The following is a 24,575-nucleotide window of genomic DNA, read 5'->3' on the forward strand; positions in this document are numbered from 1 at the left end:
CTCCAGAGTTGCAACCGGCCGAACGCTTGTGGTCGCTCACCGATATGCCCCTGAAAAACCGACATTTCCCCACCCTGGACGCCCTGACTGAGCGGCTCGCGGCCCGGTGTCGGTGGCTGGAAGGTCAGTGTGAACGGGTGCGCTCCCTGACCCTCTTCCATTGGTGGCCTCGTGTAACAAATTAACCGGGATTCGTATCAGTCGGCCGCCGTCTCCGCCCCGGCCACTTCCAGCGCCGCCAGCGCACGTTCGGCGCTCATGGCGGCGCGGGTGCCTGCGCCGACGCTGGTGCCCAGTTGACGGTAGATGTAGTCGCTGACATCACCCGCCGCGAACAGCAGCGGCACGCTGGTGTAAATCTCGTCGGTGACGTCGACGTAACCGTCCTCGCGCAACCTGACGGTGTCCTTGACGAACTCGGTGTTCGGCACGTGGCCGATGAAGATGAACACGCCGTCTATTGCCATGTCGCTGACCTCGCCCGTCTTGAGGTTCCTCATGCGCACGCCACTGACCGCGCCGTCGCCCTGAATCTCCTCGACGGCGGTGTCCCAGATGAACTTCATCTTGGGGTTGGCAAACGCCCGGGCCTGGGCCACCTTGTTGGCACGCAGGGTGTCGCGGCGGTGGATCAGGGTGACCTCATCCGCGAACTTGGTCAGGAACAGGCCTTCCTCCACGGCGGCGTCTCCCCCACCGATCACGACCACCTTCTTGCCCCGGTAGAAGAAGCCGTCACAGGTGGCGCAGGTGCTGACGCCCCGGCCCCAGAACTCCTCCTCGCCCGGCACGTTCAGGCGCTTGGGGTTGGCGCCCGTCGCCAGAATCACGCTCTTGGCACGGTAGTTGCCGCCATAGCCCTTCACCACAAAGGGGTAGTGGGCATCGCCGGTCTGCTCGATGGCCTCAACCTCGTCCATCTCGATCTTGCCGCCGAATTTCTCGGCCTGCTGCTGCATCCGCCCTGCGAGTTCCATGCCGCTGATCGGCTCGGGAAAGCCGGGGTAGTTCTCGACCTCCTCGGTCTGGGCGATCTGGCCGCCGGGCAGCCCCTTTTCCAGAATCAGGGTGCTGAGGCTGGCACGCCCCGTGTAGATGGCAGCCGTCAGTCCGGCGGGGCCGCCGCCGACGATCACGACGTCATAGTCCTGTGTTTGGGGAAGGGTGGTGGTCATGAAAACAGCGTACCACCGCCCAACCAACATGTTGGTTAAGCACGCACAGTTTACTTTTTAAAGCATGGATCGGACGAGACCTGTCTCCACACAGCGAACGGGGCTTGTTCAATTATTGATAATGAATTATCATTCTCGGATGATCAGACCGCTTGCCCTTTTCCTGCTGCTTTCCGGGGTGGCCTCTGCCGCGCCCATGCCGGTCAGCGTCACCACCTCCATCATTGCCGACCTCGTCGGTAACGTCGGTGGGGCGCGGGTGGCCGTCAACACCATCGTTCCCGCCGGCACAGACACCCACACCTTCCAGCCGTCCACCGGCGTGATTCGCAGCCTGAGTCGGAGCCGTGTGTTGTTCGCCAACGGCGCGGGCCTGGAGCCGTGGCTGCCGCAGTTGCAGAAATCCGCGCCTGGCGTGCCGGTCAGGCCGTTGACGGCGGGCCTGAAGCTGCTGCGGCAGGACGGCGGCAGCGACCCCCATGCCTGGTGGAACCTGGAACTGGCGGCGGGTTACGTCAGGAACGCGCAGAAGGCGTTGACGGCGCTGGACCCGGCAGGGAAAACCACCTATGCCAGCAACGCTGCCGCGTACCTCGGCAAGCTGAGCGAGGCTGACGCGTATGCCAGAAAACAGTTCGCCACGCTGCCCGCCAGCAGGCGCCAGATCGTGACCAACCATGACGCGCTGAACTACCTTGCGGACCGCTACGGCCTGACGATTGTGGGGGCGGTGATTCCCGGCCTCAGCACCGAGCGCGAGCCCAGCGCACGGGAACTCGCGGCGCTGATCTCAGCGGTGAAGAAAAGCGGGGCCAGGGTGATCTTCACCGAAAACACCGTGAACACCCGGCTGGCCGAGGCGCTGGCCAGCGAAACGGGCGCGCGCATCGCCCCGCCGCTGTACACCGACGCGCTGGGCGCACCGGGCAGCGCCGGCGGCACATTCCTGAAGGCGTTCCGTTTCAATGTGGACAGCATGGTCAAGGCGCTGCGCTGAGCGGAGCGAGGGCGCCAGCCAGAAGCCTGCGACATGCAGCCCCGGCGTCCAGACGCAAAAGTCTCTGGACCCGGTTGAACCAGTCCGGACCCTGACGATTCAGGCGCTGCGCCGGACATTGACCACCATGCGGCGGAAACGCGGCGTTGCACTCGAGATTGTTGCCGCTGACCTCGGATACACCGACATCCGGACACTGCTGGCGTTTTACCGCACCGTTGAGGACGGGGAACGCCTGACGCACGGGAAGGACGCAGCCACAGCGTCCCACTACTTTGCACCCCTCGATCTCAAACACAAAGGCATCTTTCCAGGCCAGTTTGCGGCCGACCTGGTCGAAGCTCAATCCGCCGCCCGGCTCAGCGACGACAGGTCCCCACGGTACCCCAGCGCCTGGGACAGTCGGCGTGCAGCGCCCACCACCGCAGAAATAAAATCACGACGCTTGGTGGGATCAAGCCGCATCATTGGGCCAGCAACGCTCAGCGCGGCAATCACCTGACCGTGGTGGTCAAAGACCGGTGCGGCGATCGAGAACGTGTCCTCTTCGAGATCAGAAAGCGCGAGATGATAGCCGTCGGTCCGGATCCGGCGAAGGATGGCCTGCAGGTCCTCTGCGTTGTTGACGGTGGTGCCGGTGAACTGATCCAGACTGGAGTGCAAGACCTGCTCGACCACCTCTTGAGGTGCGTGGGCCAGCAGAACTTTGGGGGTGCCGCCGGCGTGAAGTGGCCCGATGCGCCCCACCTGCGCGTACATGCGGATGGGTTGAGGCGAAATCCGGACGTCCAGGACCAGCGAATGAAGTCCCTCGCGCACAACCAGATGTACGTTTTCCATGGTCAGGGCCGCCAGCTCATCCAGAACCGGCGTGGCAGCCTTCGACAGTGACCACTGCTGTTCGGCGCGTTTGCCCAACAGGTACGCGCTGCGGCCCAGCACGCTGGCATGATCTGCGTCGACGGTCACGTAGCCGAGACTCTCCAGCGTTCGGATGATGCGGAAGACCTTGCTCTTGGTCAGCCCCGTCAGCTCAGCCAGTTGACGGGCTTTGAGGCCAGGATGTTCTCCAACGGCCTCCAGCACCTGAAGGGCGGACTCGAGGACGGTGATGCCATACGTGGGTCCGGTGGTCTGAAGGGGGTCACTTGACTTTTTCATGCGCTTCCCACACACTAGCGACCTACACAAGTCATTTAGTGAATCGTTGGTTCATACAATGAACCACAAGAGGGGAGACCATGATCAGCTCAGCAGAGCAGGCCATCCTGGACGCCGTCAACCTCGACACTCCGTGGGAACTGATCGAACGGTTCACCACCCTCAAGCGTGAAGATCCCGAGGACGTGAAGCAGGCAGCCGCGCTGATCGCCGAACGTCTGGCCCAGCATGGCGTTCCCGTCGACATCCACCATCCCGAACTGTTCCTGAGCATCCCGCGCTCAGCCAGCGTGACCATCGGCGACACCACCCTGTTCGCCAAAGCGATGGCGATGAGCGCCGTCTTTCCGGAGGGCTTGAGTGCGCCCCTGGTCTATCAGCCCAGCGGCTACGCGCTGGACGCCGACGACCTGTTCTCGCGTCAGGCGGCGGTGGACGAGATGGACGTGCGCGGCAAGATCGTGGTCAGCGAAGGCTTCGGGATGCCAGGCAAGGTCAGCGATCTGGAACGGCGCGGCGCGCTGGCCGTCATCGCCATCAACCCTGGAAAGCGCGCCCACTGGGGCGTCTGCACCACCATCTGGGGCAGCCCGGACCTGTACGACCTGCCGCGCAAGCCGGGCGTGGCAGTGGTCAACGTGAACGCCGAGGACGGGCAGCGCCTGATCGAGTGGGCCCGCGCCGGCGGCGAGGTCACCCTGAAAACCGACCTGAACGAAGGCTGGTTCGAGTCCCCGGTTCCCGTCGTGACCATCCCAGGTACAGAAGATACGGAAAAGTTCGTGCTGCTCCACGGCCACTACGATTCCTGGGACTACGGCATCGGTGACAACGCGGTGGGCGACGCGACCTTGCTGGAGATCGCGCGGGTGCTGTGGGCCAACAGGGACAACCTGCGGCGCAGCGTCAAGATCGCGTGGTGGCCGGGGCACTCCACCGGGCGCTACGCCGGCAGCACCTGGTACTCGGACGCTTTCGGGCTGGAACTCGATGAGCACTGCATCGCACAGGTCAACTGTGATTCCCCTGGCTGCCGCTGGGCCACCGAGTACCAGGACGTGAGCCTGATGCCCGAAACCGAGCGCTTCGCCGCCGAACTGATCCGCGACGTGACCGGCAAGGAGCTGCGCGCCGAGCGGCCCCATCAGGCTGGAGACTACTCGTTCAACAACATCGGCCTCAGCGGGTACTTCATGCTGCTGTCCACCATGCCTGACGAGCTGCGCGCTGAGAAGGACTATTACGCCGTGGGGGGTTGCGGCGGCAACATCGCCTGGCACACCGAGGACGACCTGCTGGAGATCGCGGACCGCGACATCCTGCTCAAGGACATCCGCATCTATCTGCTGGCCGCCATGCGAACCGCCAACAGCACCGTGATTCCTTTTGATTTCACGCTCACGCTGGATGATTTCCGCGTCACCGTCGAGCGCTACCAGGCGGCGGCGGGTGACCACTTCAGCTTCGAGCCGCTGCGCGCAGAGATCGCCCGCCTGCGTTCCGCCGTGGTGCAGCTTGGAGCGCAGGCCGACAGCCTGAAAGATCAGCCGCTCAACTCGGCCAGCGTGCGCGCCATCAACGAGGCCCAGATGTGCCTGGCCCGTCAACTGGTGCGGGTGAACTTCACGCGTGAGGCGGCTTTCTTCCACGATCCCGCCGAGTCGATCCCGCCGCTTCCGGACCTGGCCGTGGCCGAGGACCTGCCCCACGCCTCCCCTGAGCGCATCGGCTTTTACCGCACCCACCTGATGCGCGGCCAGAACCGGGTGATGGCCGCCCTGCGCGAGGCGCACACCGCGGTGGAACGCGCACTGGCCTTACCAGTCCCGGGCTGAAGCACCGGCTTCTTGCTCAGCACACGTCCAGCCGAAAGCAAGTTCTTCCTCGCCCCTCATTGATATGGAAAGGAGAACCCCATGCCCAAGCGTCTGTTCAGCGTCGGCCTTCTCACGCTCGGTTTCACCCTGGCCTTAGGCAGTGCCCAGGCACAAAGTGGCATCTTGAAGTTGCCCCTGATCAACGACCCGATCATGAATCCGGTGATCGCCCCTGATCTGGGATCGGTCCTGATCAACAAGGTCATCTTTCCCGGACTGGTGCGCCCCAACGAGGACCTGTTGCCCGAACCCGACCTCGCCAAGTCGTGGACCATCACCAACGGCGGTCTAGTGTACACCTTCAACCTGCGGAGCGATGTGAAATGGCACGACGGCAAGCCGTTCACCGCCGCCGACGTGGTGTTCACCTTCAAGGCGGCCACCGATCCCAAGTCCGGGTCCCGGCTGGTCTCCGATTTTTCCTCGATCAAGGATATCGTGGCGGTCAACCCCACCACGGTCAGGTTCACTCTTTCGCGTCCCTTCGCGCCGTTCCTGACACTGCTGGGCCACAACGCGGGCATCCTGCCCAAGCATCTGCTGGACGGCAAGCCTCTGAACGACGCTACAGCTTTCAACCGCTCCACACCCATCGGCACCGGGCCCTTCAAGGTGACGCGGGTGGTCCCGGGGGCCAGCATCACTCTGGAAGCCAATAAGGACTACTACGGCAACAAGCCCAAGCTGGCCGGCATGGTTTTCAAGGTGGTCCCCGACATCAACGCGCAGGTGGCCCAACTGCGGTCCGGTGAACTCGACTGGGTGAACGTCGAGCCCAACAGCCTGACCAGCCTGCAAAACGACCCCAACATCACGCTGAAGCAGGCCAACGCGGTGCAGCACTTCCTGGTCTTCTTCAACCAGAAAAACCCGCTGTTTGCTCCGGCCAAGGTGCGTGAGTCCATGCAGTACGCGGTCAACCGCAAGGCCATCATCGACGGCGTGCTCAAGGGCTACGCCGACTACCCCACCGGCACGCTGCCCACCGCACTGAAAAAGTACTACGACAAGACCATCAAGCCGATTCAGTACGATCCCGCCCGCGCCAAGGCGCTGCTGGCCCAGGCAGGCTGGAAGCCGGACGCCAAGGGGCAACTGGTGAATGCCAAGGGCGAGCCGTTCAAGTTCACCCTGATCGTCGACCGCGGCAACCCCAGCCGCGAACAGGCAGCGTTGGCGGTGCAGCAGGACCTGAAGAAGATCGGGATGGACGTGACGCTGCAGCCGCTGGAATTTGCCACGCTGGTGCGCGACTATCTGATCCCCGGCAAATACGACGCCAACCTGATCTGGTGGACCACGCCACCTGACCCGGACCAGTACGCCTACTACGCCACTGGCCAGGACAACAACAACGCCTTCTTCTCCAACCCCAGGGCCGACGAACTGCTCAAGCGAGGGCGCGAGACGGCGAATGTGGCGCTGCGTCAGCAGATCTACAACAGCTTTCAGCGCCTGGAAATGACCGATCCGCCCGTGCTGGTGCTGTACTACCCCAAGGAGCTGCAGGCCCTTCGCAAGAACCTGGGTGGTGTGCCGGACCTGGGCATCCGCGACGCGCTGCGCCACAGCGAGGACTTCCAGTTGAGGTAGGGGGGTGCAGCACCGCCGCCGGACGCCACGAAACTTCTTGAAGGAGGGAAGATGACGCTTTCATACCTGATCAGGCGGGTGTTTCATGCCCTGATCGTGCTGGTCATGGTCGGCATCATCACCTTCTTCGTGGTGCGTCTCGCTCCCGGTGGGCCGTCACTGCTGGCCGATCCCAAGCTGTCCGCTGTGGAGCGCCAGGCCATCGAGGAGCGGCTGGGCCTGAACGATCCGCTGCCCATCCAGTTCACCAAGTGGGCGGGTCAGACAGCGCGCGGCAACCTGGGCAACAGCTTCCTGTACGGCGCGCCCACCACCGACATCATCATGACCCGGCTGCCCAACACCCTGATTCTGGCGGGAACCTCGCTGCTGCTCACGCTGGTGGTGGCGCTGCCCCTGGGCCTGGCCAGCGGCCTGCGCCCCGGCAGCGCCTTTGACCGGATCACGAGTACCGTCAGCCTGGTTTTCGTGGCGGTGCCGGTGTTCTGGTTCGGCTTGCTGCTGATCATCCTGTTCGCGGTGACCTGGCGGCTCCTGCCTGCGGGCGGCATGAATACCGCCGGCCAGGAGGGTAACCTCGGCGATCTGCTGCGACACCTGATTCTGCCCGCCGTGGTGCTGTCGGCCGCCAGCATCGCCGAGATCCTGCGCTACACCCGCTCCAGCACGCGCACCGTCAGCACCCAGGACTATGTGCGGACCGCACGCGCCAAGGGGGTGGGGCAATGGGCTCTGCGATACCGCCACGTTCTGCGCAACGCCGCCATTCCGATTCTGACGGCCGTGGGCCTGCAGTTGCCGCGCCTGATCGGGGGCGCGGCCATCACCGAGACCATCTTCGGCTGGCCGGGCATGGGCCGCCTGAGCGTGGAAGCCGCGCTGGGGCGCGACTACCCGCTGATCATGGGCATCACGCTGTTCGTGGCCCTGGCCGTGGTGACGTTCAATCTGCTGATCGACCTGATGTACCCCTGGCTCGACCCACGCGTGCGGGCGGAGGCCTGATGGTGCAGCCGGCCCTGGCCCTCTCCCCTGCCCGCCGCAGCGTCCAGAAACTGCGGCGCAATCCCACCGCCGTGGGGTCTCTGGCGGTGCTGCTGCTGATCGTCGCCTTCGCGCTGCTGGGGCCGCTGGTCTACCGCGCGTCGCCGGAGGCCATCGACTTTTCCCGGCAGTTTGCCGGACCAAGCTGGGACCATCCCCTGGGAACCGACGAAAACGGCCGTGACGTGCTGATTCGCCTGATGCTGGGCGGACGGGTGTCGCTGGCGGTAGGTTTCTTTGCGGTAGCCGTTTCACTGGTGTTCGGCGTGTTGATCGGTGGGCTGTCCGGATTCTTCCGGGGGGCCACGGACGCCGTTCTCATGCGCCTGACCGACGGCATGCTGGCGATTCCAGGTTTTTTTATCAGCCTGCTGGCCCTGACCTTTTTCGGGGCAGGGCTGATCCAGCTGGTGCTGGTTATCGGGCTGACCTCCTGGATGGGGCTGGCACGGCTGGTGCGCGGCGAGGTGCTGCGTGAGCGCGAGGAACTCAGCGTGGAGGCGGCGCGCGCGCTGGGCGCGTCCGAGCTGCGGGTGCTGTGGCGCCATGTGCTGCCACAGGTGTACCCCACCATGATCGTCAACGCCACCATCGGCATCTCGTTCGCCATCCTGACCGAGTCGGCGCTGTCTTTTCTGGGGGTGGGCATTCAGCCGCCGGATGCCAGCTGGGGAAACATGCTGACCGGCGCGCAGAACTACATGTACTCGTCCCCGTGGCTGGCGGTGTACCCCGGCGCTCTGATCCTGATCACCGTCGTCGCCTTCAATCTGCTCGGCGACGGCCTACGCGACGCCAGCGATCCCCAAGGACGCTGAACGACTCGCCCTAGCCGCATGACAAGGAGGAAGATGAACGTCAACGCCATTCACGCCGACCTGCAGCAGCATTTCGATCAGGATCTGGAGGACATCCGCCGGTTTCTGCGACAGCCCAGCATCAGCTACACCGGAGAGGGCATCGCCGAAACCGCGCAGGCCGTGGCCGACCTGATCGCCGGACTGGGCGGCGAGGCCGAGGTGGTGCAGACGCCGGGCCATCCCATCGTGTACGGCGAGTTGTGGCAGGACGCCCCCAAGACGCTGCTGATCTACGGCATGTATGACGTGATGCCCACCGACGAGGACGGCTGGATCGCGGAGCCGTTCGGGGCCGAGATCCACGACCTCCCGGGATTGGGGCCAAGCATCATCTGCCGGGGCGCAGTGAACACCAAGGGGCCGCTGGCCGCCTTCTTCACGGCCATGCGCGCCATCGTGCGGGTCGAAGGAAAACTGCCCGTCAACCTGCTGTTTGCCGTTGAGGGCGAGGAGGAGATGGGCAGCCGCTCCTTTCCCGCTTTTGCCGAACAGTACGCGGAGAAGCTCAAGCGCGCCGACGCGGTCCTCTTTCCCTTCTTTGAACAGGACGAGGCCGGGATGCCCAGCCTGGTGCTGGGCACTAAGGGCATGCTGTACGTCGAGCTGATCTGCACCGGCGGCGAGTGGGGTGGCCCCAGCGAACGCGGCATTCACGGCAGCTACAACGCCTGGGTGAAAAGCCCGGTGTGGCGGCTGACGCGGGCGCTGGCCAGCTTCGTGGACGACGACGAGAACATCCTGGTCGACGGCTTCTTTGACGATGTCCACCCACTTTCCGAACGGGAAGCGGCCCTTCTTGACCAGCAGATCGACGCAGGTCGGTTCGACGCCGGAGTGTTCCGCGACGCCTATGCGGTTCGCCGACTCAAGGACAGTGATGACCGCCAGGCCTGGCACCGCCTGTTCTCGCAGCCGCAACTCAACATCGACGGCCTGTTCGCGGGCTACACCGGACCGGAAACCAAAACCGTGCTGCCGCACCAGGCGACGGCCAAGGTGGACGTGCGGATGGTCCCCAACATGGACCCCGACAAGGTGCTGGCCGGGTTGCGCGCCCACCTGGACAGGGGGGGATTCACTGACATCGAGATCAAGGTCTACAACAAGTATCCCTGGTCGAAACTCAGCCTGGACGAGCCCGCGGTGCAGGCCATGATCCGCACCTACCAGGGATTGCACGGCGAACTGGAGCTGTGGCCGATCAACCCCGGCAGCGCCCCGTACTACGTGTTTGAGCGCCTGCTGGGCCTGCCCTACGTCACGGGGGGGCTGGGACACGGCTCGCGGCAGCATTCCAGCAACGAGTACTGCACGGTGGCGGGCATCCTGGCGTTCGAGCGTTCGATGGTCACCTTTCTGGATGAATTCACACGGGGGCCAGCGGCCCCACAAGGAGAACAGCATGAATAGAACAAGCGTGAGCAAATGGCTTCTGGCGGGACTCCTGATGGCCGGCGGCGCGTCCGCGAAAACCATCGTATTCGGGCTGAGCGGCGAACCCATCAGCCTCGACCCCAGCGTGACTGCCGACGGCAACACCGCCTACGTGACCACTCAGATCTACAACAGCCTGATCAGCTTCAAACCCGGCACTGTGGAGCTGCAACCAGAGCTGGCGCTGCGCTGGACGGTCAGCAACGACAGCCTGACCTGGACCTTTTACCTGCGCCAGAACGTCAAATTTCACGACGGCACACCGCTGAATGCCGAAGCAGTGCGCTTCAACTTCATGCGCTGGTGGGACCCCAGCAACGAATTCGGCGCGAAAAAGCCGTTCCTGGGCTGGAAGAACAACCTGGGCGGCTTCAAGGGTGAGGCCGGCTCGCTCGTCAAGGACATCAAGGTCCGCAACCAGTACGCCATCGACATCATTCTGGACAAACCGTATCCCGCCCTGGGTTCGATCCTGGCGGATTCCGGGCTGTTCGGCATCGCTTCCCCGACGGCCATCAAGAAGAATCCGGCCCAGTACGGCACGCCTGCGGGCATTGCCGTGGGCACCGGGCCCTTCATGCTGAAGAAATGGACCAGCGGCGTCAACGTCGACCTGGTCAGCAACCCCAACTACTTCCGCGCCGGGCTGCCGAAGTCCGAAGCGCTGCTGTTCCGCTTCGTCAAGGACCCCAGCAGCCGCCTCAACGAGCTGCTCACCGGCGGGGTGGACATCGCCGCCGAACTGCTGCCCGACCAGCTCAAGTCGATCCAGACCAACACCAAGCTGAACGCGGTGCTGCGCCCGGCGCTGAATCTGGGTTACCTGGGCCTGAACACCAGTTACAAACCGCTGGCCGACGTGCGCGTCCGCACCGCAATTGCCAGCGCGCTGAACAAGAAAGCCATCGTGGAGACCTTCTGGAACGGTCTGGGCATCACCGACGGCCACCTGTTGCCGCCGCCCCTGGCCAAGAACTATGCCAAGAGCGTGACCGACTACAAATTTGACCCGGCCGCCGCCAAAAAGATGTTGGCCGACGCCGGTTACCCCAACGGCTTCACGCTGGACCTGTGGTACATGCCGGTCAGCCGTCCGTACTACCCCACGCCCAAGCCCATCGCCGAGGCGATGGCCGCCGACCTCTCGGCCATCGGCATCAAGGTCAACCTGAAGACCGAGGACTGGGCCAAGTATCTGCAAGACCGCCAGGACGGCAAGTTCCAGGCGTTCATGCTGGGCTTCGTGTACGTCACCGATCCCGACAGCGCCTACACCTACCTGATCGCCCCCGGCTCCACCACCGACATCAGCTGGAACAGCCCGGAAGCCAACACCGCGCTGGAAAGTGCGCGCAAGTTGTCCAGCCCCGCCCAGCGCCTGCCGCTGTACCAGAAGGTGGACGAGATCATGTTCAAGGAGGCCGTGCGGATTCCGATCGTGCATTCCCGCCTGCTCGTTGCCAGCGGCGCGGGCATTAAGGGCTGGGTCCCCAGTCCCACGGGCTCTGAGAAGCTCGACACGGTGGAGAAGTAACCCACGGCGCAGCCCCCCGTTTCATTCTCGCCTTCAAAGCCAGGAGTCAGCATGACCGATCTCAAGGACGCCCAGACCATACAGCCCCCCATGCAGCAGAAGAACTACAGCGGCTACAAGTCGTTCTCGTACCTCACGCCGGGTGAGGACTACAAGGTGTATCCGCTCGCGCCGGAACTTGGCCGCGTGCCCAGTCGCCGCGTCGAGGTTACGGATGAGCAGGAGGCCCGCGTGCGGCGGCTGTTCCAGGAACAGTTGATGATCTCGCTGCACGACCACTGCTTTGTGGCCCCACAGGACCTCAGCCAGTTCCTGGAGTTCCGCCGCTGGGGCCGGGACTTCACCGGTTACGAGGGCCTGAGCGTCTCGGGCCTGGACGCGGTGTTCGACAACCTGATGAACGGCACAGCCATGATCACCTCGCGCGGCGGCTGGAAGTGGGACGACGTGATCTTTGATCTGGGCATGCGCCTGTCGGACATCGCGCACCAGGAGATGGTCGTGCCGTGCCGCACCACCGAGGACATCGTCAATGCCAAGAAGAACGGCCAGATCGCCTTTATCGTCTCGCTGGAAGGCGCGGCCATGATCGAGAACGAGCTGGACCGCCTGGACATCCTGTACGGGCTGGGCGTGCGCTGCATGGGCATCGCCTACAGCGAGGGCAATGCGCTGGGGGCAGGGCTCAAGGAACCGCGCGACGGCGGGTTGACCGTATTTGGGCGGCAGGCCGTGAAACGCATGAACAGACTCGGGATCGCCATCGACGTCAGCCACAGCGGTGATCAGACCGCGCTGGACACCATCGAGGTCAGCGAGAAGCCGATCTTCATCACGCACGCCGGGGCGCGCGCGCTGTGGAACTCCAACCGGCTCAAGCCCGACGACGTGATTCGCGCCTGCGCCGAGAAGGGCGGCGTGATCGGCATCGAGGCCGCGCCGCACACCACCCTGACCGAGCAGCACCCGCGCCACTCCATCGAGTCCTTCATGGAGCATTTCGAGTACTGCGTGAATCTGGTGGGCATCGACCATGTCGCCTTTGGGCCGGACGTGCTGTTCGGCGATCATGTGGGGCTGCATACCGCCCTGACCGACGCGCTGTCCATCGGCGCTTCCCGTGGGCACCTGCAGTACGACAAGGTCGAGTATGTCGACGGCATCGAGAATCCGGCCGAGGCGTTCCCGAACATCGTGCGCTGGCTGGTGAAACATGGCTACAGCGACGGGGACATCGCCAAGGCGGTCGGCGGCAACGTGATGCGCGTTCTGAAAGAGGCCTGGTACCGATGAGCGAGAGCGTCACTGTCAACGGCGTGAAGCTCGTCTATGACGATTCCGGGGCCAGTAAAAACCAGAAGGCCACCATCGTCACCCTGCACGGTGGTCCCGGCATGAGCAGTCGCGCCGGGGACTGGGCTGCCTTTCAGCCCCTGACCGACGGGTACCGCCTGATCTCCTACGATCAGCGCGGCAACGGCCAGTCGGAGGGCAGCGAGCCGTATTCTCACGCGCAGTTCGTGGCCGATCTGGAGGCGCTGCGTGAGACGCTGAATCTCGGCAAGATCGTGGTGCTGGGCGGCAGTTACGGCGGCTTCCTGGCCCTGGAATACGCGCTGGCGCATCCGCAGAACCTCCAGGCGGTGATCCTGCGCGACACGGCGGCCAGCAACCGCTTCCAGGACACCAGCAAAAAACGGGCGATGGACAGTGAATTTCCCATGGATGAGGCGTCGCTGGACCGCCTGTTTTCCGGACAGATGCGCGACAACGACGATTTCCGTGCCAGCTTCGCGCAGATCCAGCCGCTCTACACCGTGGAACGTGACCCCGCCGCCGAGGCCGAGCGTCTGGCCCGGATACCCTTCCGCTACGCAACACACAACTGGGCGTTCAGCCGCAATCAGCCGGAGTATGACCTGGTGGCCCGCCTGCGGGAAATCAAGGTCCCGGTGCTGGTCACGGTGGGCCGCCACGACTGGATCACGCCGCTGGAGGCCAGCGAAGAACTGGCCGCGCATCTGCCGAACAGTGAACTGGTGGTCTTTGAGCACAGCGGGCATTCACCACAGCTTGAGGAGCAGCCGCTCTACCTCCAGACGGTGCGTGGATTTCTGACCCGTCATATCTCGGCGGTGAACGCGTGACGGAACAGACCCCCGGCCCGATCAGCCGCGAAGAACGTGCCGCGCGGGCGAAGACGGCCTTCGATCATCTGGAGTCGCCGCAAGACGCCCTGGTGCTGTTCGACGATCAGTTCATCTTCTATTACTGCGGCTTCGCGTTTTTCCCCACCGAGCGGCCGGTGGCCCTGGTCATCACGCGGGAGGGCGAGCGCATCCTGTTCGTTCCCCGCCTGGAGCGCGAACACGCCCAGCAGGTCAGCGAGGCCGAGCGCGTGGCCGACTACCCGGAGTTTCCGGGCCAGCATCACCCGCTGCGGCAACTGGCGGATCTGCTGACCGGCCTGGGCCTGGAGAAAGCGGCCATCGGCGTGGACCATGATGGCTATCCGCCCGTGATGGGCTATGACGGCCCGGCGCTCAGCGAGGCGCTGCCAGGGGCCAAAATTCAGCGGGTGTCGCGCGGCCTGGACCATCAGATGGCGCTCAAATCGCCCGCTGAGGTGACGCTCATCCGGGAAAGCGCCCGCTGGGGTGCACACGCCCACCGTCTGCTTCAGCAGTACACCCGCGTCGGCGAGAACGAGACTGAGGTCGAGGCCCGCGCCACCAAGGAGGCCACCGCCGCCATGATCGCCGCGCTGGGCGACACCTACCGGGGCCAGAACCGCTGGATGAGCGGCGCGGTGGCGCTGTACCGGGGACAGATCGGCGTCCACAGCGCCCTGCCACATGCCATGACCACCGGGGCGACGTTCCAGCACGGCGACACCCTGGTCACCGGGGCCGGGGCCGCCGTCTGGGGCTACATCAGCGAGCTGGAGCGCACCATGTTCGTCGGCGAGGCCAGTGGCGAGCAGCGGCGCTTCTTTCAGCACATGCTCAACTTGCAGGACATCGCGTTCGAGACGTTGCGGCCTGGCCGGACCTGCGCGGACGTCGATGAGGCTGTCCGGGCATATTACGAGCGCGAACAGCTCTGGGACCACTGGCGCCACCACGTCGGCCATAGCCTGGGGCAGCGCATTCACGAGAGTCCATTCCTGGACATCGGCGACAGCCGCCCCCTGGAGCCGGGCATGGTGCTGAGCGTCGAGCCGGGGCTGTATGTGCCGGGACTGGGCGGTTTCCGTCATTCCGATACCATCCTGATCACAGACACAGGCATGGAGCTGTTGACCGATTACCCGCGTGATCTGGACAGTCTCACTTTGCCTGCCTGACCCTGCCTGCCTCCGGCCCATCCCGCTGTCGGGACGCCATAGTGGAAGCCGCAAAGACAAAGGAGGACGCATGGAACGGCTCACCATGAGCGAGAGTGTCAACGTCGGAGAATTCTCCGCCCTGCCCGCCCGCATCGGCCAGCTCAGTTTTCCCGCGGGAACGGTGCTGCCGCCCAACAGCCATGAGCAGGACGAGATCTCGTTCATTCACAGCGGCGTGCTGCGCGCCGTCAGCGGTGGTCAGAGCTACACCTTGCGCGGCGGCGACGTGACCCTGATCCCGGCGGGGGAGGTTCATGAGGCCGAGGTGCTGGAGGCCGTGACCCTCAGCTACGTGCTGCTGGAAAAACCTTGACCGGAGGCTGGCTGGTCCGGCGCGTGCTGCTGGCCCTGCTGGCTGCCTTCGGTGTCGGGGTGCTGGTTTTCACCCTGCTGCGGCTGATCCCCGGTGACGTGGTCACGCAACTGATCGGTCTGGAAGGCAACGTCAGCGCCGCGCAGCAGGCCGAGATGCGCCGTCTGTTCGGCCTGGATCAACCGATCTGGATGCAGTTCCTGAGCTGGTTCGGGGCGCTGCTGCGCGGCGACTTTGGCGTCAGTCTCCGCACAGATCGGCCCGTCTTCACCGATCTGCTGCTGCGTTTCCCGGTCACGCTGCAACTTTCAGCGATGGCCCTGCTGTTCGCCGTGCTGGTGGGCCTGCCGCTGGGCATCCTGGCCGCGCTTAAGCGGGGCAGGGCGGCCGACCTGATTTCCAGCTCCTTCGTCCTTGTCGGCCTGGCCGCGCCGGAGTTCTGGCTGGCGATCCTGCTGATCTTGCTGTTCAGCCTCAACCTCGGCTGGTTCCCCCCCAACGGCTACATCTCACCGGGCGAGTCGCTGATCGGCAACCTCAAGAGCCTGTTTCTCCCCGCGCTGGCCCTGAGCTTCGGGCTGGCCGCCGCCACCACCCGGATCGTGCGGGCCAGCCTGCTGGACGTGCTGTCGCAGGACTATATCCGTACCGCCCATGCCAAGGGACTGAGTGGCGGCTCTGTGGTGATTCGCCACGCCCTGCGCAACGCCCTGATTCCGGTGATCACGGTGATTGGCCTCCAGGTGGGCAACCTGCTGGGCGGGGCGGTGATCATCGAGCAACTGTTCGGCCTGCCTGGGATCGGGCGTTTCGCGCTGGAGGGCATCAATCTGCGCGACTACCCGGTGGTGCAGGGCGCGGTGCTGTGGATCGCGGTGAGCTACGTGCTGGTCAATGTGGTGGTGGACGTCCTGTACGGCGTGATCGACAGCCGGGTGCGCTACTCGTGAGCGCCGCCTCTCAGCCCGGGTTCGCCGTTCCGCGTTCGCCCACCCGCCGCGCCGCGCAGCTCTTTTTCCGCACGCCCAGCGGCGTGGTGGGGCTGGCGCTGGTGGTGCTGGTGGTGATCTGTGCCGTTTTCGCCGCCCAGATTTCCCCGTACGACCCGGTGAAATACCTGCCCGCCGACCGGATGCAGGGGCCGTCGCTGCGCCACTGGCTCGGCACGGATCTGTATGGACGCGATCTGCTCTCCAGGGTGATCTACGGCAGCCGCATCAGCCTGTCGGTCAGCGTTCTCAGCGTGTCCTTCGCGCTGATCGTTGGCGGGCTGCTGGGCGCACTGGCGGGCTTTTACCTGAAATGGGTGGACACCCTAATCATGCGCCTGACCGACGTGCTGCTGGCCTTCCCGGCGATTTTGCTGGCCATTGCCCTGCTGGCCTTCCTGGGCGGCGGCTTCTGGAACCTGACGCTGGCGATCGCGGTGGCCTTTACCGCGCCGTTCGCCCGGGTGGTGCGGGCCGCCGTGCTGCGCAGCCGCGAGGCCATGTTTGTCGAGGCCAGCACCGCGCTGGGCGCGTCGGACGCCCGGTTGCTGTGGCGACATGTCCTGCCCAACTCGCTGGGGCCGATCATGGTGGAGGTCACGCTGCGGCTGGCCTACGCCATTCTCGGCGAGGCCGCCCTGAGTTTCCTGGGCCTGGGCACGCAGCCGCCCGCCCCCGCCTGGGGCCAGATGATCGCCGATGGACGGCCTTTCCTGGAACTCAATGCCTGGATCTCGGTGGCCCCGGGACTGGCGATCATGGTCACGGTGCTGGGTTTTAACCTGCTGGGGGACGCCCTGCGCGACGCCCTCGATCCCCGGCTGGGCCGCTAGACTCTTTGTACACCCGTTGCACGTCTCCTACAGGAGGACTTATGTCCACGAAGAAGCACACTGCCCGCATCCTCGGTCTCAGCACACTGCTCCTGCTCACTGGCGCGGCCACGACCGCCCAGGCACAGACTGCCGGGGGCGTCCTGCGTGCAGGGATGCAGGCTGATCCTGTGGGGCTCGATCCGCATGTCACGCAGGCAACGTCCACGCGCAACCAACTGGAAAACGTCTACGACACCCTGGTGGCCTTTGATCCCAGCGGCAAGATCGTGCCGTCGCTGGCAACCAAGTGGACGACGAGCAAGGACGGGCTGACCTGGACCTTCACCCTGCGCAGCGGCGTGAAATTCCACAATGGACGGGCTTTTGAGGCCAGCGACGTGGTGTACTCGATCAACCGCATCAAGGACCCCGCCACCAAGTCCCCACGCAGCGGTGACTTCGAGCTGATCAAGAGCGTGACTGCGCCGAACAAGACCACCGCCGTGGTTACCCTGAGCAAGCCCTTCTCCCCGCTGCTGAGCAAGCTGGCCTTTACCCTGAACGTGATCGTGCCGAAGGAGGCGGCGGCTACCCTCAACACCAAGCCTGTCGGCACCGGTCCCTTCTCTTTTGTCGAGTACGTGCCGCAGACCCGCATGGTGCTCAGGAAGAATCCCAACTTCTGGGGCAAGGACGCCAAGGGCAACAAGCTGCCGTATCTCGACGGCATCACCTACTCGTATCTGCCCGACGCCACGGCGCGCATGACCGCCCTGCGGACCGGCAACGTGGACTGGATCGAGTACGTGCCCTCCACCTCGATCCAGACGCTCAAGTCCGACGCTGACGTGAATGTGCTGGGCGGCCCCGCCGCCAATTACCGCGCGCTGTTCTTCAATGTGGCGCAGAAACCGCTGGACAACCCCAAGGTGCGCCGCGCTATCGCCTACGCCCTCAACAACCAGGAGATCGTGGACGTCGCGCTGCTGGGTGTGGGCGGGATTGCCTCGCCCGGCACGGTGTTTCCGGACGGCAATTACTACGCCTCGCCGGACGCCAGCTACGGCAAGCCCAATCTCGACAAGGCCCGCGCCCTGCTTAAAGAGGCAGGCTTCCCGAACGGCTTCACACTGGACCTCAAGGTGACCAGCACCTACGACTTCCTGCGGGTGCCCGCCGAGATCATCCAGGCGCAACTCGCGCCCATCGGGATCAAGGTCAACATCAATGCCCTGGAATGGAGTGTGTTCCTGCCCGACATCCTGGCGAAGAAATACACCGCCACCATCCTGGGCGAGAGCGGCCAGGGCGACCCGGACGACTACCTGTACACGCCGTTTGCTTCCGATTCGGGCGGCAACCTGACCAACTTCAAGGACGCCACCATCGACAAGTGGCTGGATCAGGGCCGCCAGGTGGCCGATCCTGCGGCCCGCAAGAAGCTGTACGTGGACGTGCAAAAACGCCTGGTGGACCTCTCGCCGATGGTCTTCCTCTACTCCAGCACCCAGTACGAGGCCGCGCGTAAGGCCGTTCAGGGCTACGCGCACTTCCCGAACACCAGCTACATCGGGCTGCGGACCGCTTGGCTCAAACGCTGAACGCTGACCAGGGGTAAGCGGCGGCCACCGGCAGACGGTCATAAGTAGGACTTCCAGAGGTGGGGGTGAATGTCTCGACGTTCACGCCCATTTTCTTGGGTTCATCCTATCTTCCGGAGAGCCGAGATCATAGGCAGGGTTAACAATAGCTCCAACAGCAAAAACCCACCAGAACGGATGTGGTACATCTCCTGGAAGAAGCCGGGATGAACTGGTGTCCAGGCAAAGCCAGGCAAAGCCCTGTCCAAAAGCAAAAAGTCCGTCAATGACGGACTCTTGTTGTGGTGGAGCCAAGCAGGATCGAACTGCTGACCTCGTCATTGCGAACGACGCGCTCTCCCAGCTGAGCTATGGCCCCCTACGCCAGATGGTTCAGGCGAAAAAGACTCTAGCACGCGCCCCACAGGCTTGCAATGCAGGTGACACGGCGACGTGGTGCACCGCACCGGCCTCCCGCCGGCGGCTTGGCCCCGGCACACGCCGATTGCCCTAGAATGGCGGCCAAACGCCCGTTAGATCGGTACAGGAGGAGCAGACATATGACAGACCGCCGAATACGGGTCCTGATCGCCAAGCCGGGCATGGACGGCCATGACCGGGGCGCGAAAGTGGTGGCCCGCGCCCTGCGCGACGCCGGAATGGAAGTGATCTACACCGGCCTGCGCCAGACCGCCGAGATGATCGTCAACGCCGCCGTGCAGGAGGACGTGGACGCCATCGGCCTGAGCGTGCTTTCGGGAGCGCACATGCACTACTTCCGCGACGTGATGGCGCTGCTCAGGGAAAAGGACGCCACCGACATCATCGTCTTCGGCGGCGGCATCATTCCCGATCAGGATCTGCCCAAGCTCAAGGAACTGGGGGTGGGCCGGGTCTTCACGCCCGGCGCGAACACCGAGGACGCGGCCACCTACCTCAAGGGGGCCGTGGGCGAACGCTGGCGGGCGCAGGGGGAGGAATGACCGGGCGGTTGGGCAGCGACCACAGGCCCACGTCCTGCACCCCCCACCGTGAGTAAAGCCGTACCTGCAGCCCAGCCCACCTCCCGCATCGAGTTGGGCCGTCTGGTGCCGCTGTACGCCGCGCAGGCCCTGGCAACCGGCGCCACCACCGTCAGCACCATCCTGGCCAGCATCATCATGGGCACGCTGGGTTTCGGCACCCTGTCGGGCCTGCCCAGCACGCTGATCAGCGTGTCAGCGGCGCTGTCGGCAGGATTCTTCGGCGCGCTGATGCTGCGTTCGGGGCGTCGGCTGGGGCTGGGGCTGGCCTTTGCCCTGGGCACACTGGGCGCGGTGCTGGGCTTTTTCGGGGGCAAGCTGGGCCTCACGCCGCTGTTTCTGGTGGGCGCGTCCATGATGGGCGCGGCGCAGGGCGGCTACCAGCAGGCCCGCTACGCCGCCGCCGAGAGCGTACCGGACAACCGCCGGGGCACAGCCCTGGGCGCGCTGATGCTGATGAGCGTGCTGGGCTCGTTTTTAATGACCGGCTTCTCGCGCCCGATTGAGCGGCTGGCCGTCACCTTCGGCACCACGCCGGAAATCGTGGGCTGGCTGGTGGGCGGCGGGTTGCTGGGCGTGGCCGCGCTGCTGATGCTGCTGTGGACCCCGGTGCGTGAACCCGCCGTGGCCACCGTCGCCGGGGCCACCCGCAAGGCCCCCACGTTTTCGGAGGCGTTCCGGGTGCCCGGCGTCCGCAGCACCGCGCTGGCGCTGGCCACCGCGCAGGGCCTGATGGTCACATTGATGAGCCTGACCCCGCTGCGGGCACACAACATGGGCATGGACCACAGCAGCATTGCCGCGCTGATCAGCGGGCACATTCTGGGCATGTTCGGCTTCGGCTGGCTGACCGGGCCGCTGATCGACCGGCTGGGCGTGCGCGTTGGCTACGTGGGCGGCGCAGTGCTGCTGTCCACGGCGGCCCTGACCGCTGCGCTGCCGGGCGCCGGGGCGCTGGGCCTGAGCATGTTCCTGCTGGGGCTGGGCTGGAACCTGGCTTTCGTGTCAGGCAGCAAGTCGCTGACCCGCTTTCCCGCCGTGCAAGGCGTCACCGACGGTCTGGGGTACATCACAGCGGGCGCGGGCACCCTGCTGGGCGGCTTCGTGATCGCCCGCGCCGGATTCCCGATGCTGGCCTACAGCTGCGCGGTGTTAGCGCTGCTGCCACTGTTCAGTGCGTGGCGGGCCGGAAAGTCGGCTGCGCCTGTCCAGAAGGCCGCATGAACGCCGCCGAAACCCGCGCCCTGCTGGACGCCCTGAACGCCGCCACGGCGCGGGGCCAGCGCGCTGCCATCGCCACCGTTGTGGGCGTGCAGGGCAGCGCCTACCGCCGCGAGGGCACACGAATGCTGGTGCTGGAGGACGGCGCGCAGGTGTGCATGCTCTCCGGCGGCTGTCTGGAGGCGGAGGTGGTGGAGGTGGCGCTGGAGGTGATCCGCAGCGGCACCCCCACCGTCACCCACTATGACCTCTCGGAAGACGCTACCTGGGGCCTGGGCATCGGCTGCGGCGGCAGCGTGGACGTGCGCGTGGAACGGGTGGAGCGGGAAGATCCTGTGATGGGTGCGTGGCTCGCAGCGCTGGAAAAAGGGGAACTGGCGGCGCTGGCCGTGCCGCTGAAGAGTGAGGGCCGCCTGCTGATCAGGCCGGATGGGGAAACCCAGGGCCACCTCTCCCCCGCCCCGCTGCACGACTTTGCCGTGCAGGCCGCGCAGGAACGCCTGGGACAGCTGGAGCCGCGCGCCGTGACGCTGGCTGCACCGGACGGCACGCCCATCTTCATCGACATCAGCACGCCGCCGCCGGTGCTGGTGCTGTACGGGGCAGGCCACGACGCCATGCCGCTGGCCCGTGGGGCGCATGACCTAGGCTACGAGGTCCACGTCATTGACCCGCGCCGCGCGTACCTCACGCCTGGGCGTTTTCCGGGGGCCACCCTGCATGACCTGGCCCCGGAGGACCTGGGGCAGTTCGTGCCGCCCGCCCGCGCCAGCCTGCTGATCATGAACCACCATCTGGACCGGGACCGCGTCTGCTTGCAGCACGCGCTGAACTCCGGCGCACCCTACGTGGGTGTGCTGGGGCCGCTGAGCCGCGCCCAGGGCCTGCTGGACGAGCTGGAAACGGAGGGCGTGACCTTCAGTGCCGAGGCCCGGTCCCGCCTGCGCGCCCCCGTGGGCCTGCGCCTGGGGGCCGAGGCTCCGGAAGAAGTGGCCCTGAGCATCCTGGCCGAGCTGATGGCGTGGCGGCGCGGCTACAGCGGCGGCTTCCTGAGCGGCCACGCCGGGCGCATCCACGACGCCCACACGCACGCCCCAAGTCCCGCGCTGGGTCCGGCGCCTGAAGCGTCCCCGGAGCAGTAACCGCCCGTCTGTCTGCCGGGAGCGTTCAATACGGCATGACTCCCTTCATCCCCACCTCGGACCTGTGCGACGCCCACCCGGAAGCCCAGGTGTTCGCCCCCGTGTTCCAGAATTTCGGAGAGAACCCGAGGTTCAGCGGTCCCGCCCTGACCCTGCGCGTCTACGAGAACAACACCCTGGTACGCGCCACGCTGGAGACGCCGGGCGAGGGCCGCGTGCTGGTGGTAGACGGCGGCGGCAGTCTGAACTGCGCGCTGGTGGGCGATCAGCTGGCCGGGCTGGGCGTGCAGAACGGCTGGGCAGGCATTATCGTCCACGGCTGCGTGCGCGACACGGCGCAGCTCGCTGGCATGCCCATCGGCATCCGGGCGCTGGCCGTTCATCCCCGCCGCAGCGGCAAGGCAAGCCTGGGCGAGCAGGCTGTGGCCCTGACTTTCGCGGGCGCAACAGTGCGGCCCGGCGACATGATTCACGCCGACGAGGACGGGATCTGCGTGCTGACTTCAGAAACGAACTGACCACAGCCCAACGGCCGTATGCCTGGACGTGTAGTGCAGCACATGACCGAGGAAAAGTACCTGGCGAGCGAGAAACTTAGCCCGGTCAAGCAAGCGGGGGTAGGGCGGCGGCTACGTGCACGCGCTGCACGGCGACACGCTGGTACAGGCGGGGACCGACAGTCGATATGGCGAGGTAACCCTGAATATCGCCCAGGCCCACAGGCAACATTGCAAGGTTAACGCCTCAAATGGGTGCGTGAGCCGCACCACGCCCACCGGTAAACGGGTGTATGACTCCCCGGATGTCGTTGCCACCTGCGAACCTGTTGACAGCACCGGGCGAGATTAAATTACCGTATCTCGGCGCGACGTTGACACTGGACGACGTGTACGACGTGGTTTTTTAGAGCGAAACAAAGAACAGCCCGCCCGCCCAACTTTCTGAATAACCAGAGCTGGGCGAGTGGACTGCCAACAGTCGCTTAGCTCAGGCCCCGTAACGCTTCCCGCATAATCTCCAGCCCGGTTTCCGCGTCCTCACGGGTCAGGATCAGGGGCGGGCTGACGCGAATCACGGCCTCACCGCAGTCCAGGTTCAGCAGGCCACGCTCGAAGATGGCGGTGCTGGCGCGGTCACGCAGCGCACCGTCTGGGCTGCCGTCAGGCTTCACAAACTCCAGGCCGATGAACAGGCCCTGACCGCGCACGTCGCCCAGGAAAGGAAACTCGGACTGCATGGCCTTCAATTCGGACAGCAGGTACGCGCCCACATCGGCGGCGTTCTGCATCAGGCTCTCGCCGCAGCCGGGATGCTTGACCACACCTTCGATCAGGTCCAGGGTGGCGTGGGCCGCTGCCGCCGCCACCGGATTGCCGCCGTAGGTGCTGCCGTGCGAGCCCACGGGCCAGGTCATGACCGATTCCTTCGCCAGCAGTGCGGAAATGGGCATGCCCGAAGCGATGCCCTTGGCCACCGTGATGATGTCCGGCTGAACCTCGCCGTATTGCTCGAACTGCTGGTACGAGAACATCTTCCCCGTGCGGCCCATGCCGGCCTGCACCTCGTCGTAGATCAGCATGATGCCGTGCTCGTCGCACAACTGGCGCAACCCTGGCAGGAAGTCGGCGGGCGGCACGATGTACCCGCCCTCGCCCTGCATGGGTTCCACAATGATGGCCGCCACTTCATCGGAGGGAATGACGCCCACGAACAGCTCACGGATGTGGTTTAGCACAGCCTGACCGCAGGCTTCGGGGGTGGACCCCAGCGGCGGGCGGAAGGGGTTGGGGTACGGCACATGCGACACAGCGGGCAGCAGCGGGCCGAAGCCGCGCTTGTACTTGGTCTTGCTGCCGGTCAGCGTGATCGCGCCGTAGGTGCGCCCGTGGAAGCTGCCCATGGTGGAGATGATGTGCGCCCGTCCGGTGTGGTTGCGCGCCAGCTTGACGGCGGCCTCCACGGCCTCCGCGCCCGAGTTGCCGAAGAAGACGCGCCATTTCTCACCCGGTCTTTCCACATGCTTGACCAGCCGCTCGGCCAGACTGGTGGTGATCTCCTGCGGGTAGTCGGACAGGCAGACGTGCGTGAACTTAGTGACCTGCTCCTGCACGGCCTTCACGACATGCGGGTGGGCGTGGCCGGTGGTGGACACGGCGATGCCCGCGAAGAAATCCAGCATGGTGTTGCCGTCCGGATCACTGAGCCACACGCCCTCGCCGTGGTCCGGCACGAAGGGATAGGGGCGCACGTAGGACGTGGAGAGGTGCTGGGCATCGCGCTCCATGATGGCCCTGGTCCTGGGGCCGGGGAGGGACGTTTTGAGGATGGGCTGGCGGGCCTTGGTGGCAGTGGTCATGGTGGCTCCTTACAAGTTAAACGCGTTGGGAAACGGCAGGCAATGACGACGGGGCAGCATTCCAGTTAGAGCTG

22 protein-coding genes, 1 tRNA gene and 1 pseudogene are annotated in these 24,575 nt (G+C 65.2%); 19 read left to right on the forward strand and 5 right to left on the reverse strand.

Going from position 1 to position 24,575, the window contains the following annotated elements:
* A pseudogene (locus IEY31_RS18760) lies at positions 1-185 on the forward strand (IS630-like element ISAva6 family transposase); the annotation flags it as partial.
* A 12-nt stretch (positions 186-197) separates the two neighbouring features.
* Here IEY31_RS18760 and trxB read toward each other — a convergent pair.
* Complete coding sequence (trxB, locus tag IEY31_RS14410; protein WP_188973190.1) at positions 198-1,175, reverse strand: thioredoxin-disulfide reductase; 978 nt, start codon at positions 1,173-1,175, stop codon at positions 198-200.
* Between the two features lie 139 nt (positions 1,176-1,314).
* On the opposite strand from trxB, the gene IEY31_RS14415 reads away from it, so the two are divergent.
* A complete protein-coding gene (locus IEY31_RS14415; protein ID WP_188973192.1) occupies positions 1,315-2,172 on the forward strand; it encodes a metal ABC transporter solute-binding protein, Zn/Mn family in 858 nt (285 codons plus the stop codon).
* Here IEY31_RS14415 and IEY31_RS14420 read toward each other — a convergent pair.
* Positions 2,156-2,518, reverse strand: a complete 363-nt coding sequence (locus IEY31_RS14420; RefSeq protein ID WP_188973194.1) for a hypothetical protein — start codon at positions 2,516-2,518, stop codon at positions 2,156-2,158. The two genes, IEY31_RS14415 and IEY31_RS14420, sit on opposite strands and share 17 nt — an antisense overlap.
* A complete protein-coding gene (locus IEY31_RS14425; RefSeq protein WP_188973196.1) occupies positions 2,515-3,333 on the reverse strand; it encodes an IclR family transcriptional regulator in 819 nt (272 codons plus the stop codon). Before IEY31_RS14425 ends, IEY31_RS14420 begins: the two co-directional genes overlap by 4 nt.
* An 80-nt stretch (positions 3,334-3,413) precedes the next feature.
* On the opposite strand from IEY31_RS14425, the gene IEY31_RS14430 reads away from it, so the two are divergent.
* From IEY31_RS14430 to IEY31_RS14490, 13 genes are all read left to right on the forward strand, one after another.
* Positions 3,414-5,168 carry a M28 family peptidase gene (locus IEY31_RS14430; protein ID WP_188973198.1) on the forward strand — a complete coding sequence of 585 codons (1,755 nt, stop codon included), beginning with the start codon at positions 3,414-3,416 and terminating at the stop codon, positions 5,166-5,168.
* An 81-nt stretch (positions 5,169-5,249) separates the two neighbouring features.
* The gene (locus tag IEY31_RS14435) at positions 5,250-6,803 is read left to right on the forward strand and encodes an ABC transporter substrate-binding protein (protein ID WP_188973200.1); all 1,554 of its coding nucleotides are present in this window, start codon (positions 5,250-5,252) and stop codon (positions 6,801-6,803) included.
* A gap of 51 nt (positions 6,804-6,854) precedes the next feature.
* Entirely contained in the window at positions 6,855-7,808 is a 954-nt protein-coding gene (locus tag IEY31_RS14440; RefSeq protein WP_188973202.1) for an ABC transporter permease, read from the forward strand.
* A complete protein-coding gene (locus tag IEY31_RS14445) occupies positions 7,808-8,665 on the forward strand; it encodes an ABC transporter permease (RefSeq protein WP_188973204.1) in 858 nt (285 codons plus the stop codon). The genes IEY31_RS14440 and IEY31_RS14445 overlap by 1 nt, the downstream gene beginning before the upstream one ends.
* A 33-nt stretch (positions 8,666-8,698) precedes the next feature.
* On the forward strand, positions 8,699-10,117 hold the full coding sequence (locus tag IEY31_RS14450) for a M20/M25/M40 family metallo-hydrolase (protein WP_188973206.1): 1,419 nt from the start codon (positions 8,699-8,701) through the stop codon (positions 10,115-10,117).
* On the forward strand, positions 10,110-11,675 hold the full coding sequence (locus IEY31_RS14455) for an ABC transporter substrate-binding protein (protein ID WP_188973208.1): 1,566 nt from the start codon (positions 10,110-10,112) through the stop codon (positions 11,673-11,675). Before IEY31_RS14450 ends, IEY31_RS14455 begins: the two co-directional genes overlap by 8 nt.
* A 51-nt stretch (positions 11,676-11,726) precedes the next feature.
* Entirely contained in the window at positions 11,727-12,968 is a 1,242-nt protein-coding gene (locus IEY31_RS14460) for a dipeptidase (protein WP_188973210.1), read from the forward strand.
* Positions 12,965-13,822 carry an alpha/beta fold hydrolase gene (locus IEY31_RS14465; protein WP_188973212.1) on the forward strand — a complete coding sequence of 286 codons (858 nt, stop codon included), beginning with the start codon at positions 12,965-12,967 and terminating at the stop codon, positions 13,820-13,822. Before IEY31_RS14460 ends, IEY31_RS14465 begins: the two co-directional genes overlap by 4 nt.
* The gene (locus IEY31_RS14470; protein WP_188973214.1) at positions 13,819-15,021 is read left to right on the forward strand and encodes a M24 family metallopeptidase; all 1,203 of its coding nucleotides are present in this window, start codon (positions 13,819-13,821) and stop codon (positions 15,019-15,021) included. The genes IEY31_RS14465 and IEY31_RS14470 overlap by 4 nt, the downstream gene beginning before the upstream one ends.
* A gap of 70 nt (positions 15,022-15,091) precedes the next feature.
* Positions 15,092-15,376, forward strand: coding sequence for a cupin domain-containing protein (locus tag IEY31_RS14475; RefSeq protein WP_188973216.1), 285 nt, complete (start codon positions 15,092-15,094; stop codon positions 15,374-15,376).
* Positions 15,373-16,326 carry an ABC transporter permease gene (locus IEY31_RS14480; protein ID WP_188973218.1) on the forward strand — a complete coding sequence of 318 codons (954 nt, stop codon included), beginning with the start codon at positions 15,373-15,375 and terminating at the stop codon, positions 16,324-16,326. Before IEY31_RS14475 ends, IEY31_RS14480 begins: the two co-directional genes overlap by 4 nt.
* Entirely contained in the window at positions 16,323-17,198 is an 876-nt protein-coding gene (locus tag IEY31_RS14485; protein WP_188973220.1) for an ABC transporter permease, read from the forward strand. Before IEY31_RS14480 ends, IEY31_RS14485 begins: the two co-directional genes overlap by 4 nt.
* A gap of 41 nt (positions 17,199-17,239) precedes the next feature.
* Positions 17,240-18,781 (forward strand): ABC transporter substrate-binding protein, encoded by a 1,542-nt coding sequence (locus IEY31_RS14490; protein WP_188973222.1) that lies wholly within the window; start codon positions 17,240-17,242, stop codon positions 18,779-18,781.
* Between the two features lie 282 nt (positions 18,782-19,063).
* Here the strand turns inward: IEY31_RS14490 and IEY31_RS14495 are convergent.
* Positions 19,064-19,139: transfer RNA gene (locus tag IEY31_RS14495), tRNA-Ala, on the reverse strand.
* A gap of 181 nt (positions 19,140-19,320) precedes the next feature.
* On the opposite strand from IEY31_RS14495, the gene IEY31_RS14500 reads away from it, so the two are divergent.
* The 4 genes from IEY31_RS14500 to rraA are packed head-to-tail and all read left to right on the forward strand — an operon-like array spanning position 19,321 to position 22,663.
* Entirely contained in the window at positions 19,321-19,743 is a 423-nt protein-coding gene (locus tag IEY31_RS14500; protein ID WP_188973224.1) for a cobalamin B12-binding domain-containing protein, read from the forward strand.
* A gap of 48 nt (positions 19,744-19,791) precedes the next feature.
* Positions 19,792-21,006: an MFS transporter gene (locus IEY31_RS14505; RefSeq protein ID WP_188973226.1), complete on the forward strand. Its 1,215-nt coding sequence runs from the start codon at positions 19,792-19,794 to the stop codon at positions 21,004-21,006.
* On the forward strand, positions 21,003-22,145 hold the full coding sequence (locus IEY31_RS14510) for an XdhC family protein (RefSeq protein WP_188973228.1): 1,143 nt from the start codon (positions 21,003-21,005) through the stop codon (positions 22,143-22,145). Before IEY31_RS14505 ends, IEY31_RS14510 begins: the two co-directional genes overlap by 4 nt.
* Positions 22,146-22,180: 35 nt before the next feature.
* Positions 22,181-22,663 carry a ribonuclease E activity regulator RraA gene (rraA, locus tag IEY31_RS14515; RefSeq protein ID WP_188973230.1) on the forward strand — a complete coding sequence of 161 codons (483 nt, stop codon included), beginning with the start codon at positions 22,181-22,183 and terminating at the stop codon, positions 22,661-22,663.
* 464 nt (positions 22,664-23,127) lie between these two features.
* Here the strand turns inward: rraA and IEY31_RS14520 are convergent, their stop codons facing one another.
* Positions 23,128-24,501 carry an acetyl ornithine aminotransferase family protein gene (locus IEY31_RS14520; protein ID WP_188973231.1) on the reverse strand — a complete coding sequence of 458 codons (1,374 nt, stop codon included), beginning with the start codon at positions 24,499-24,501 and terminating at the stop codon, positions 23,128-23,130.
* Positions 24,502-24,575 lie beyond the last annotated feature (74 nt).

The organism is Deinococcus aerolatus, from assembly GCF_014647055.1.
GTDB classification, from domain to species: domain Bacteria; phylum Deinococcota; class Deinococci; order Deinococcales; family Deinococcaceae; genus Deinococcus; species Deinococcus aerolatus.